The following is a 12,065-nucleotide window of genomic DNA, read 5'->3' as shown; positions in this document are numbered from 1 at the left end:
CTCGGCATCGGTTCACTCTGCCTGCAGCTGATGCGTCTCAAGCAGATGACCGATCAGGTACAACGAACCAGCCACCACCGGGGCTGCCTGGGGCCAGCCGTCGTGTTCGAGTTGGTGGAAGGCCTCTGTGGCATTGGCGGCGCCCCTGAGCTGGTGGGCGAGCTCCGGAGCGGCATGCTGCAGCTGCTCCAAGCTCCAGCTGCGGTGCTCGGGAACGGGAATGATCCAGGCCTGATCCTTGGGCTGAAGCAGGTGCTTGAGCATGGCCGGGGCCTGTTTGTGGGCCTGGATCGCCAGCACCCAGCTCTGCGCTTGATCGGCAGCTCTCCAGCGGCAACGCTCCTGGGCCAAGGCGGCGGCAGCGGGCGGATTGTGGGCTCCATCAACGCGCAGGCGCCGGCCCTGCCATTGCATCCACTGAAGTCGGCCTGGCCAGCGCGCTGCCGCAAAGCCCTTGCGCATGGCAGCGACGCTGATGCTCTCGCTGGCATCGCCACCGATCCATTCCAGAGCAGCTCTGGCCACGGCGGCATTGCTGCGCTGCAGTTCTCCGGGCAGCCCGAGCGTCCAATCGTTGGCGAGCGGTTCCACCCAGCGCAAACTGGCGTTCACAGCTGCAGCCGTGCGCTCCAGCACGCGCTGCACCTCCGGGAGCTGTGCCGCACTCACCACATGGCTTCCTGGAGGAATGGCCGCGGCTTTCTCGGTTGCGATCGCCTCCAGGGTGGTTCCGAGATGTTCCCTGTGGTCCAGGCCGATGGCACCGATCGCGATCAGGGGGCGATGGGGATGGGCTGTGGTGGCATCCAGCCGGCCTCCCAGACCGGCCTCCAGCACCAACCAGTCGGGGCGTTGGGCTTCAAAGTGCACCAGGGCTGCACAGATCAGCTGTTCGAAGGGGGTGAGCCGGCAGGTGGTCACCACCGGCTGCAGTCCCTGCAGCAGGCTGCGCAGCTCCTCGATGGTGATCAGTTGGTCGTTCACGCGGATGCGTTCGCACCAGCTCAGCAGGTGGGGCGAGACGGTGAGGCCTGAGCGCAGTCCCGCGGCGATCAGGCCGTGATGAATGAAGCAGGCGATGGATCCCTTGCCATTGGTCCCCACCACTTGCACTGCGGGGACCGCCGCTGCCGGATGCTGCAGTTCCTTCAGGGCCTCCTGCATGCGCTGGAGGGAGAGGTCCATCCCCCGGAGATCGAAGCGCGGCAGCAGATCACCCAGATCATCTCGGCTGGATCCAGGCTGGAGTGGATTCACATCAGATGCTGGAGAGCCCGATCCAGTCGGGTCAGCAAGCTCTGGATTTCCCTCGGTCCAATCACCAGGGGGGGCACCATGCGCACCACCGCGGCGCCGGCAGGCACCAGCAGCAGTTGCTCTTCAAGGGCGGCCTTCACCACATCGGCGGCTGAATATCCGCAGGTGTCGCGAAGAACCAAACCCTGCAGCAGTCCCCAGCCACGGCATCCCGCCAGGTGGTCGGGATAGCGCTCCACGAGGTGATTCAGACCGTCCTGCAATTGCTGTCCCCGCATCTGGACGTTCTTCAGTAAGTCGCGGCGCTGCAGTTCGCTGGCCACCGTGAGACCCGCACGGCAGGCGAAGGGATTGCCTCCAAAGGTGCTGGCGTGATCACCGGGTTCGAACACATCAGCGTGCTCACTCACCAGCAGGGCGCCGATCACGTGTCCACCGCCAAGCCCTTTGGCCAGGGTGAGAGCATCCGGTGTGACACCGAGTTGTTGGTAGCCCCAGAGCGTGCCGGTGCGGCCCATGCCCACCTGCACCTCATCGAAGATCAGCAGGATGTCGCGCTCGCTGCAGAGTTTGCGGATGCGCTGCATCACAGCGGGATCGCCTGGATTCACACCGCCTTCGCCTTGAAGTGGCTCGATCAGAACAGCCGCCACCTTCGGGCCGTTGTGCTCCAGCTGCATCAGCAGCTGCTCAAAGGCGTCGCCGTCGTTGTAGGGGAAGAATTCGAATCCTTCTACCATGGGTTCAAACCCTTGGTGATACCGCGGTTGACCGGTGGCACTTACGGCCGCCAGCGTTCGGCCATGAAAACTGGCCGACGCCGTGATGATGACGGGCCGGTCGATTCCGCGGCGCTGGTGGCCGTGCTTGCGGGCCAGTTTGATGGCGGCTTCGTTGGCTTCGGCACCTGAATTGCAGAAGAACACGCTGTCCGCGCAGCTGTTGGCCACTAGCCACTGCGCCAGTTGTTCCTGTTCGGGAATTTGGTAGAGATTGGACACGTGCTGCAGCGTGCGCAGCTGACGGGTGAGGGCACGCCGCAGGACGCGATCGCTGTGCCCGAGGGTGCAGGTGGCAATTCCTGCAACGGCATCGAGGTGGCGACGGTTCTGGTCATCCCACACCCAGCAACCCCGCCCCTTCACGAGGGACAAGGGAAAGCGGTTGTAGGTGCCCATCACCGCTGTGGACATCGAATCAGCCTTGGGCTCCACCATGACGCTGTGCGGTCGGTACTCCGTTCGGGAGATTGAGCAGATCAGTCTCTCAGCGCCCGGTGCGATTCGCTGGAGGTGAAGTAGGAGCGGTGGGACTTGAACCCACATGCCCGAAGGCGCTCGATTTTGAGTCGAGTCCGTCTACCAATTCCGGCACGCTCCCCCGTTCATAACCCTAAGCGACCACCCCGTGCCCTCTGGTCAGGGCAGGTGCCGTTCGAGCACCGCACCGCAGGCACGCAGTTTGGCTTCGATTCCGGCATAACCCCGATCGAGATGGTTAAGGCCACTCACCTGGCTGCTGCCTCGAGCTACGAGGCCTGCAAGAACCATGGCAGCCGCTGCCCTGAGATCCGTGCCGTTCACTGGGGCAGCACTGAGGCTCGGGACACCCTCAACAATGGCGGTGCTCCCCTGGATGCGGATGGCTGCGCCCATCCTCTGCAGCTCGGCCACGTGTTGCATCCTGTTTTCGTAGATCTTCTCGGTGATCACGCTCGTGCCAGAGGCCGTGGCCAGCAGCGCCATGAAGGGAGCCTGTAGATCCGTGGGAAAACCGGGGAAGGGCTGGGTGGTGATGTCCACGCCCTTGATCGTTCCAGGGGTGATCGTGATGCCGTCCCCGTCGATCTCAAGTTCACAGCCACAGTCCCGCAGTTTCTGCAGCACAGCATTCAGATGCTCGGGCACAACCGGTGCAACCCGCAGCCGGGAACGGGTGATGGCCGCTGCGAGCAGAAAGGTTCCAGCCTCGATGCGATCAGGAATCACGGAGTACTCACACCCGTGCAAGGCCTCCACCCCGTGAATCGTGATTGTGGGACCACCCGCGCCGGTGATGCGCGCCCCCATGGCATTGAGGAGGTTGGCAAGATCCTGAACCTCAGGCTCCTGAGCAGCGTTTTCAATCACGCTGGTGCCTTCGGCCAGAGTCGCGGCCATCAGGATTGTTTCCGTGGCGCCCACGCTCGGGCAGTCCAACACGATGGACGCCCCTTTGAGCCGCTTGCCCTCGCCGGGAACGGCCGCTGTGACGACACCGTGCTCCACGGAGACCGATGCGCCCAAGGCTTTCAAACCGCGGATGTGCTCCACCACAGGCCGTGCGCCGATGCGGCAGCCACCAGGGAGGGGCACCTTGGCATACCCCATCCGGGCGAGGATGGAACCAATCGCAAAAAAGCTGGCCCTCAGCCCATTCACCAGGTCGTAGGGGGGTTCGGCGCTGGTGAGATGGGACGCCTCGAGTTCGACAGTTTCTGAGCGGCGATGAACCTTCGCTCCAAGGGACACCAGGATGTCTTCCATCCCGTCGATGTCGGTGAGGGGTGGAACGTTGTGGAGAGTGAGACGTTCAGCCGTGAGCAGGGAGGCCGTCATCAACACCAGGGCTGAGTTCTTGGCTCCACTGACCTTCAGCTCTCCCTGAAGACTGTGTCCACCATCGATTGCGAGGTGCGGCTTGAGAATGTCCTGAGACGGAGGCGCCGCGGTCGTCATTCCTCGCTTTCTTGCGGAAGTCGCCCTATCTTGACGAGATCGCCTGAGACCGTCTAGACGGCCGGCGCTCAAACTGGCTTGATCACGCCGGGAGAGGTGGCCCTTCGATGACCTATGGTCATTTGGTCGCCTACGCGACACACGCCAGCGGATGTGGCGGAATTGGTAGACGCGCTAGTTTCAGGTACTAGTGGCAGCAATGTCGTGGGAGTTCAAGTCTCCCCATCCGCACTATGTTGTTAGAGCTAGAGCCTCTAACTGCTGACCATGATCGTACTGAAGATTTCCAACTCTTCTGAGGTAGTGGCGGCGAAGGTTGGCAAGTTCCTTGAGTTTTTAACTCCCGATTCCGTTGATGTGTCTGCGGTTGAAGATCAGGTGATCAAAAAAATGGTTGAGAATCTCGCCGCCGAAGGACTGAAAGGTGAGATCGCTGCTGTCAATGGTTTGGATATTGATGGATCAGATCTGGCGATTCACGAAGGCATGAAGGTGCGGAAGCACACCAGCTTCTGACGTGCCAGTGATTGCAGGGGCTGAGGGTGCGCCGATTTCGAGTCGGCGCAATCCCCTGATCAAACGCATTCGGGCGTTGCAAAGCAAGGCCGGAAGGGAGAGCGAGCAGTGCGTGTTGCTCGAGGGAACGCATCAGGTGCAGGAGCTGCTCGCCCAGGGCGAGGCGTGGACCGATCCCCTGGCGGTTCTGGCCACGCCGCTGTGGCTTCAGCGCCATCGGGACTTGCTGGCCCAGTTGCCTGGACCGGTTCAGGTGCAGTTGATGACGCCCGAAGCGCTCGGAGCTGCTCTGACCACCGTGCACCCCGACGGAGTCGCCTGTCTCTGGCCGCTCAAGTCTTTGCCTGCCGCAGGTCCCCTCCCAAATTTTGTTCTTGCTCTCGATCGCCTGCAGGATCCTGGCAATGTGGGAACCCTGCTGAGAACAGCTCTGGCAGCCGATGTCGAGCAGGTCTGGATGGGGGCCGGAGCTGATCCGCTGGGCTCGAAGGTGGTGCGCTCCGCTGCCGGTGCACTCCTTTCACTGCCCTACCGACGCTTCGGCCCCACGGATGCCCAGGGCGTTGAACAACTGGCCACTGCCCTGAAGGACGCGAGAGCCAGGGGACTGCAGGTGGTGGCCACCCTTGTGCCGGATGCAGCAGCCGGTCTCCCGGTGCAGCCCTATTGGCAATTGGACTGGTGTCGCCCCACCGTGCTGGTGCTCGGTAATGAGGGGGCTGGCTTGCATCCTCAGCTGCTGGGCTGCTGCAGCCATGGCGTCACCCTCCCTCACGGCCGCAAAGTGGAGTCATTGAATGTGGCAGCTGCAGCCGTTCCCCTGCTCTTGGAACGCCGACGGGCGACAATGACGGCTCCCATGCAGCAGTCCGGGTGAGCGACGCCAGTTTCGACTTCGATGTGATCGTGATCGGTGCCGGTTATGGCGGTTTCGATGCAGCGAAGCATGCTGCTGACCATGGCCTGAAGGTGGCGATCATCGAGTCGCGCGACATGGGCGGAACCTGCGTGAACCGCGGCTGTGTTCCCTCCAAGGCTCTGCTCGCCGCTTCAGGCCGTGTGCGCGAGCTGGCCGATGCCGACCATCTGGCCGGTTTCGGAATCCATGCCGCCCCGGTGCGCTTCGAGCGCCAGAAAATTGCGGATCACGCCAATCAACTGGTCGCCACGATTCGCGGAAACCTCACCAAAACCCTGGAAAGGGCTGGGGTGACGATCATTCGCGGTCAGGGGCGTCTGGAGTCGGCTCAGGCCGTGGGCGTGAGGGAAATCAGTGGCGTGGACCGTGTGATCACCGGCAAGGACGTGATCCTGGCCACAGGATCGGATCCCTTCGTTCCGCCCGGGATCGAGACCGATGGTCGCAGCGTGTTCACCAGCGATGAGGCCGTCAGCCTGGAGTGGCTGCCGCGCTGGCTCGCCATCATCGGCAGTGGCTATATCGGCCTGGAATTCGCCGACGTATACACGGCTCTCGGCTGCGAGGTCACGATGATCGAGGCATTGGATCGGGTGATGCCGACCTTTGATCCCGACATCACCCGCATCGCGGCACGTCATTTGATTGACGGACGCGACATTGATGCGCGATCCGGGGTGCTGGCCCAATCGATCAAACCCGGAGCTCCGGTTCAGATCGATCTGGTCGACATGAAGACCCGTGAGCCTGTGGAGACCCTCGAGGTGGATGCCGTGCTGGTGGCCACTGGCCGGGTTCCGAGCAGCCGCAACCTCAACCTGGACAAGCTCGGTGTGGAAACCCAACGCGGCTTTGTGCCGATCAATGACCGCATGCAGGTGCTGGCCAACGGGCAGCCGGTCCCCCACCTTTGGGCTGTTGGTGATGTCACCGGCAAACTGATGCTGGCGCACACGGCTGCGGCGCAGGGGACGGTGGCGATCGACAACATTCTTGGCCACAGCCGCGAGATCGATTACCGCAGCATTCCTGCTGCCACCTTCACCCATCCAGAGATCAGTTCGGTGGGCCTCAGTGAAGCCGATGCCAAGCAGTTGGCGGCTGATCAGGGATTTGAGCTGGGGGTGGTGCGCAGTTACTTCAAGGCCAACTCCAAAGCGCTCGCTGAACTCGACAGCGACGGTCTGATGAAGCTTCTGTTCAACAAGGCCTCTGGAGAGGTGCTGGGAGCCCACATCTATGGCCTGCATGCCGCCGATCTGATCCAAGAGGTGGCGAATGCCGTGGCCCGTCGCCAGAGCGTGCGTCAGCTCTCCACCGAAGTGCATACCCATCCCACCCTCAGTGAGGTTGTGGAGGTGGCTTACAAGCAGGCGGCAGCCTCCCTTCTCACACCTGCCTGATTCCTTTCGTTCCGCATCTGCTATGGAGATCCGTCGTCGACCGCCCAACCCCAAGGTTCAGGTGGCCCATCTCGAATACGCCATCCCCCACCAGGATGGTGAACCGCGCAACATTCTCGAGAAGATTGTCTGGGAAAAGGATCGCGAGATCGAAACCGCCCGCCAGCGCATGCCACTGGTGCAGTTGAAGGCACGGGTTGCTGAACTGCCACCGGCGCTGGACTTTCTGGGAGCGTTGCGTCAGGCCCCTGTGGCTCCTGCAGTGATAGCTGAAGTCAAGAAGGCCAGTCCCAGCAAAGGGGTGATTCGTGAGGATTTCGATCCCGTTGCCATCGCCAAGGCCTATGCCGCTGGCGGGGCCAGTTGTCTGTCCGTGCTCACGGATCGCACCTTTTTTCAGGGTGGCTTCGATGTGCTGGTTGCTGTGCGCGAAGCCGTGGACCTGCCGTTGCTCTGCAAGGACTTCATCCTCAGTCCCCATCAGCTTTACCAGGCGCGTGCGGCTGGTGCCGATGCGGCTCTGCTGATTGCTGCCATCCTCACGGACCAGGATCTCGCCTATCTCCAGAAGGTGGCCGCCACCCTGGGTCTCACCGTGCTGGTGGAAGTGCACGATGCCGCGGAGATGGAGCGCATTCTCACCCTTGGAGGCTTTCCTCTCATCGGCATCAATAACCGCGACCTCACCAGCTTTGAGACGGATCTGGCAATCACAGAAGCGCTCACGCAACAGTTTGCGGATCGCCTGCGCGCGCAGGACGCCTTCCTCGTCAGTGAATCGGGTTTGTTTTCGCGTGCCGACTTGAATCGTGTGCAACGCAGTGGTGCCGGTGCGGTGCTCGTGGGCGAAGCCTTGATGCGTCAAGACAATGTGGAGCAGGGGCTGCGCGATTTGATCGCGCCATAAAAAAGCCCCCGCTCTGCGGGGGCTCAAGGTTAGCTCGGCGCCGGATCAGGCGGCTGCCAGGTTGGCGGCCACGAAATCCCAATTCACCAGCTTCTCGAGGTAGGTGGTGATGTAATCGGGGCGGCGGTTCTGATAGTCGAGGTAGTAGGCGTGCTCCCACACGTCCATGGTGAGCAGAGCCTTCTGACCGTGGGCCAGAGGAAGATCAGCGTTGGCGGTTTTGGTGATCTTGAGCGTGCCGTTCTCGACGATCAACCAGGCCCAGCCGCTGCCGAACTGGGTGGCACCAGCAGCCTTGAACTGCTCAACGAAGGCGTCGTAGCTGCCGAAGTCAGCATTGATCTTGTCGAGGAGGGCTCCACTGGGCTGACCACCACCACCAGGCTTCATGCACTGCCAGTAGAAGCTGTGATTCCAAACCTGGGCAGCGTTGTTGAACACGCCGGCCTTGCTGGCGTCACCGGACACAGCGGAGATCACCTCTTCGAGGCTTTTACCGTCGAGATCCGTGCCCTCGATCGCCTTATTCAGGTTGGTGACGTAGCCGTTGTGGTGCTTGCCGTGGTGGAACTCGAGCGTGGAGCGGGAGATGTGGGGCTCCAGCGCATCGAGGGCGTAGGGCAGCGCAGGGAGGGTATGGGCCATGGGAAGGGCAACCGAGCGACGGGATCCTAACGACAGTGCGTGACCTTCAGCTGTTGCCCGCTTGGCGGGCTCAGCCCTTCACTTCCAGCAACTCCACCTCAAAGATCAGTGTGGCGTTGGGGGGAATCACGCCACCGGCACCACGGGTTCCGTAGCCCAGATCGGGGGGGATCACCAGCTTGCGCTTGCCGCCCACCTTCATGCCCTGGACCCCTTCGTCCCAACCCTTGATCACACGGCCGGCACCGAGGGGGAAACTGAACGGCGTGCCGCGGTCATAGCTGGCGTCGAATTGGCGGCCGTCTTCGAGCGTGCCGCGGTAGTGCACCACCACGGTTTGCCCGGAGGTTGCTTCGGCGCCGGTGCCCTCCACAAGGTCGGTGATCCGCAGACCGCTGGCTGTGATTTCAGGCTTTTCAGCACTCATCGGGCCTCCGAGAGCGGACGCATCAGCCTGATTGGAGTCGGGTGCCATGGCAAAGAGGGTTGGATTGGTCTCGTCAGGGTCGAGCTCCATCGCCGTGGAGGCTTGCACGTCCGCCGTCTGAGCGGCAGACGCCTGCACGGTGGAGGTGGGTGGTGCTGCAATCACGGTGGACGGGGCGACCACCTGACTCACCAGCGCCACCATGAGGCACGCCACGCAAACAGCAGAACTGATCAGAATGTCGCGCACTGGAGCTTCCTTGATTCAGGGAGAGTCTGGCAGGTTCAGTCCTGGCGTTCGCGCTGACGGAGTTGCTGCTCCAAGCGGTCGATGCGACCGCGCAGTTCATCCAGCTCTTTCTGGCTGGCAACGCCGAGATCCTGCAAAAGGTGGTCGCGGTTGCGTTCCAGGTTGCGCCCCATCTGTTGCTCAAGTTCGGGGGTTTCGCCCCGCAGAGCTTTGAGTACGTCGTCCACCAGAGCCGAGGCTTGGCTGGCGTCGAGGCGGCCACTGCTCACCCAGTCCTGAGTCACGCCGCGCAGGCGTTCGGCCACCAGGGTGGTGGTGCCGAGGCCTCGTAGCAGGATCTGTTGGAGAGGGTTGGCGGTCTCCATCGCGGAACTCGAGCGTTGTGACTTCAGGATGGCGTCAACCTCTGGGGGGCACCATGGGCAATGACCGATCCCAGATCCTGGTTCGGGCTCTGCTGGGAGGTGTGCTGGCGGGCATTGGTCTGAGCCTGTCGGGGATTTGGTGGATGGTTCCCGCGCTGGCCTTGCTGTGGTCGGTGGCGTTGCATCCGTTGGCCGCAGCACTTTGGGGGGGGCTGGCCGTGGCCATCAGTCATCGCTGGCTGCTGGCTTTGCACCCACTCACCTGGTTAGGGGTGCCAGAGCTTCTCAGTCGTCCTGTGGCAACAGCGATTTGGCTCAGCTGTGGGCTGGCTGCCGCCTTGTTCTTGAGTGCCTGGAGTCTGGTGGTTCGGCTGCTGCCAGGGCGTGCAGGTGCGTTGCAGGCGCTGGTGCTGTCCCTGCTCTGGGGCCTTGGAGAAACCTTGCTGTCGCGTGGCCCACTGTTCTGGATCGGTGTGGGGGGAAGCGTGTTTCCTTCGGATCCTGCTTTCGGTGGATTGGCGCGCTGGTGTGGTGCCGGAGGCCTGGCGGCCTTGCAGCTGATTCTGGGCTGGTGGTTGTGGACGCTATGGGTCAGCACTGATCGTGAGCGCAGGCGTTACCGCCTGCTCGGGATCGGCGTGGTCGGCTTGGCGCTCCTGCACGGTCTTGGTGCTGCGGCCCTGGTCGGCACCGACCGTGGGGCTCTCCCTGCAGACCCCCTGAACCTGGCGCTGTGGCAGCCCGCGATTCCCACCCGGGAGAAATTCAGCGAGGAGCGCCAGAGCCAGTTCCCGCGACGACTGCACGCTGCCTTGACCCGAGCGGATGCTGATGGGGCTGATCTGCTGATTGCCCCTGAGGGAACCTTGCCCCTGCAGCGAGGGAACTTGCTGGTTGAGCCCATTCCTCTCGTCAGCGGTGGTTTTCGTTGGGTCGCAGGCCGTCAGCGCAGTGCTCTGCTGCTCGTGCAAGGGGAGGGCGGTGCTCCTGGCGCCGTGATCGATAAGCACCGACTCGTCCCCCTCGGGGAATGGACTCCGGCCTTGCCAGGCCTGGCGGGGTTGTCCGCCGTGGGTGGCCTCGAGCCGGGGGAGGCCTCCAGGCTCTGGCGTTGGGGCGGGCCCCCTGCCCAGGTCGCCATTTGTTATGAAATTGCCAACGGCACGGCCCTCGCCCGAGCGGCTGCTGAGGGTGGGCAATGGATCCTCGCAGCGGCCAATCTGGATCCCTATCCCTTGCTGCTGCAGCAACAGTTTCTGGCTCTGGCGCAACTGCGCAGTGTGGAGACGGCCCGCCCACTGGTGTCTGTTGCCAATACAGGCCCCACGGCCGCGATCAACGCTCAGGGACAGCTTCTGTCCCGGTTGCCAGCGATGCGCTCTGGCCTCCTGAACGTGCGGGTGCAACCCAGCGCTGTTTTGACTCCTTACGCGCGACTGCGCGAGTGGCCCCTGGTGGGAGTTTTGTTGATCGCCGCCGCAATGCTCTTCAGGCTGAGGTCTGGATCAGACCACCCCCCAGAACCGCGTCACCGTCGTAGAACACCGCCGCCTGCCCAGGAGTGATCGAGAACTGGGGTTCGTCAAAGTCAAGCCTGCAGCGGTGGGGGCGTTCGGCTGCTGCATCCGAAGCTTCCGCAGTCATGGTGGTGAGTCGCGCGGGAACAGGAGCACTGCGGTAGCGCACCTGCACCTGCACCATCTGCGAGTGCTCAGGAGCCGGTGGCGCCATGGAGACCCAGTTGATCGCGCCCACAACACAGTGGCTGCGACCGGCCTGATCGCGCGTCGCGACGACGACCCGGTTCATTGCGGCATCGAGGCGAACCACGTGCAGGGGCTCGCTCCAGGCGACGCCCAGTCCCTTGCGCTGCCCGATGGTGAAGTGCTCGATGCCGTCGTGTTCTCCCACGACCGTTCCATCTTGAAGAACGATTTCCCCTTGCCGCGGAGGCAGGTAAGCATCCAGAAAGGCGCGCATCGATCCATGGTGATCGGCAAGACAGAGGTCCTGGCTTTCCGGCTTGGCCGCCGTGCGCAGTCCATGGCGAGCGGCCTCCAACCGGGTGTCGGGCTTGGTGAGTTCTCCAAGGGGGAACACCACGCGGGCCAGCACCTCCTGGGTGAGGTCGTAGAGGAAGTAGCTCTGGTCTTTGCGGGCATCAAGGCCGCGCAACAGGCGCCATCGGCCCGTGGTCTCGTCAAAACGGAGTCGGGCGTAATGGCCGGTGGCAATCCGGGCGAGACCGCGTTCCTCCTGGGCCCACTGCAGCATGGGCGAGAACTTCACAGCCCGGTTGCAACGCGAACAGGGCAAGGGTGTGATCCCGGCCTGGTAGCCCTCAATCAGGCCATTCACGATCTCGCGCTGGAAGGTGTCGCGTGAATCCACAACGTGATGAGGAATCTCGAGTTGCTCGCAGATCCCAGCGGCGTCCACCAGTCCCTCCGCGCAGCAGGCTCCCTTCCCGCTCATCAACCAAAGGGTGAGGCCTTCCACCTCCCAGCCGGCCTCAACCAGCAAGGCTGCGGTGAGAGAGCTGTCCACACCACCGGAAAGCCCCACGGCAACACGATGCTCTCCGGGCCAGTGGCGCAAGCGATCCAGGGCTTCCGCTCCGGCGGGTGTGGCGGCGGTAACTGGAAATGCGGCCGGCATGG

12 protein-coding genes and 2 tRNA genes are annotated in these 12,065 nt (G+C 63.0%); 6 read left to right on the top strand and 8 right to left on the bottom strand.

Features of this window, described 5'->3' with window-relative positions:
- Positions 1-12: 12 nt before the first annotated feature.
- The 4 genes from SynBMKMC1_RS09575 to murA form a co-directional block, all read right to left on the bottom strand.
- On the bottom strand, positions 13-1,257 hold the full coding sequence (locus SynBMKMC1_RS09575; protein ID WP_186471561.1) for a folylpolyglutamate synthase/dihydrofolate synthase family protein: 1,245 nt from the start codon (positions 1,255-1,257) through the stop codon (positions 13-15).
- On the bottom strand, positions 1,254-2,474 hold the full coding sequence (locus SynBMKMC1_RS09570) for an aspartate aminotransferase family protein (protein WP_186471560.1): 1,221 nt from the start codon (positions 2,472-2,474) through the stop codon (positions 1,254-1,256). Before SynBMKMC1_RS09570 ends, SynBMKMC1_RS09575 begins: the two co-directional genes overlap by 4 nt.
- Before the next feature lie 81 nt (positions 2,475-2,555).
- Positions 2,556-2,637, bottom strand: a tRNA-Leu gene (locus tag SynBMKMC1_RS09565).
- Between the two features lie 38 nt (positions 2,638-2,675).
- Positions 2,676-3,974, bottom strand: a complete 1,299-nt coding sequence (gene murA / locus SynBMKMC1_RS09560) for a UDP-N-acetylglucosamine 1-carboxyvinyltransferase (protein WP_186471559.1) — start codon at positions 3,972-3,974, stop codon at positions 2,676-2,678.
- Positions 3,975-4,121: 147 nt separating this feature from the next.
- Here murA and SynBMKMC1_RS09555 point away from each other — a divergent pair.
- From SynBMKMC1_RS09555 to trpC, 5 genes are all read left to right on the top strand, one after another.
- A tRNA-Leu gene (locus SynBMKMC1_RS09555) sits at positions 4,122-4,205 on the top strand.
- Positions 4,206-4,241: 36 nt separating this feature from the next.
- Complete coding sequence (locus SynBMKMC1_RS09550) at positions 4,242-4,490, top strand: hypothetical protein (protein WP_186471558.1); 249 nt, start codon at positions 4,242-4,244, stop codon at positions 4,488-4,490.
- Position 4,491: 1 nt separating this feature from the next.
- Positions 4,492-5,367 (top strand): RNA methyltransferase, encoded by an 876-nt coding sequence (locus SynBMKMC1_RS09545; protein WP_186471557.1) that lies wholly within the window; start codon positions 4,492-4,494, stop codon positions 5,365-5,367.
- A complete protein-coding gene (gene lpdA / locus SynBMKMC1_RS09540; RefSeq protein ID WP_186471556.1) occupies positions 5,364-6,812 on the top strand; it encodes a dihydrolipoyl dehydrogenase in 1,449 nt (482 codons plus the stop codon). The genes SynBMKMC1_RS09545 and lpdA overlap by 4 nt, the downstream gene beginning before the upstream one ends.
- A 22-nt stretch (positions 6,813-6,834) precedes the next feature.
- Positions 6,835-7,719: an indole-3-glycerol phosphate synthase TrpC gene (gene trpC, locus SynBMKMC1_RS09535; RefSeq protein ID WP_186471555.1), complete on the top strand. Its 885-nt coding sequence runs from the start codon at positions 6,835-6,837 to the stop codon at positions 7,717-7,719.
- Positions 7,720-7,764: 45 nt separating this feature from the next.
- On the opposite strand, the gene SynBMKMC1_RS09530 is transcribed toward trpC, so the two are convergent.
- From SynBMKMC1_RS09530 to SynBMKMC1_RS09520, 3 genes are all read right to left on the bottom strand, one after another.
- The gene (locus SynBMKMC1_RS09530) at positions 7,765-8,364 is read right to left on the bottom strand and encodes a superoxide dismutase (RefSeq protein ID WP_011933640.1); all 600 of its coding nucleotides are present in this window, start codon (positions 8,362-8,364) and stop codon (positions 7,765-7,767) included.
- 70 nt (positions 8,365-8,434) lie between these two features.
- A complete protein-coding gene (locus SynBMKMC1_RS09525; RefSeq protein ID WP_011933639.1) occupies positions 8,435-9,040 on the bottom strand; it encodes an FKBP-type peptidyl-prolyl cis-trans isomerase in 606 nt (201 codons plus the stop codon).
- A 35-nt stretch (positions 9,041-9,075) separates the two neighbouring features.
- Positions 9,076-9,405 carry a phasin family protein gene (locus tag SynBMKMC1_RS09520; protein WP_011933638.1) on the bottom strand — a complete coding sequence of 110 codons (330 nt, stop codon included), beginning with the start codon at positions 9,403-9,405 and terminating at the stop codon, positions 9,076-9,078.
- A 53-nt stretch (positions 9,406-9,458) separates the two neighbouring features.
- On the opposite strand from SynBMKMC1_RS09520, the gene SynBMKMC1_RS09515 reads away from it, so the two are divergent.
- On the top strand, positions 9,459-10,970 hold the full coding sequence (locus tag SynBMKMC1_RS09515) for an apolipoprotein N-acyltransferase (RefSeq protein ID WP_186471554.1): 1,512 nt from the start codon (positions 9,459-9,461) through the stop codon (positions 10,968-10,970).
- Here SynBMKMC1_RS09515 and mnmA read toward each other — a convergent pair.
- Positions 10,894-12,063, bottom strand: coding sequence for a tRNA 2-thiouridine(34) synthase MnmA (mnmA, locus tag SynBMKMC1_RS09510; RefSeq protein WP_186471553.1), 1,170 nt, complete (start codon positions 12,061-12,063; stop codon positions 10,894-10,896). The two genes, SynBMKMC1_RS09515 and mnmA, sit on opposite strands and share 77 nt — an antisense overlap.
- Positions 12,064-12,065: the final 2 nt, after the last annotated feature.

The sequence above is a fragment of the Synechococcus sp. BMK-MC-1 genome, assembly GCF_014279955.1.
Lineage (GTDB): Bacteria > Cyanobacteriota > Cyanobacteriia > PCC-6307 > Cyanobiaceae > Synechococcus_C.
The sequence above is the reverse complement of the archived record's forward strand: the minus strand, read 5'-3'. Positions and strand labels throughout refer to the sequence as shown.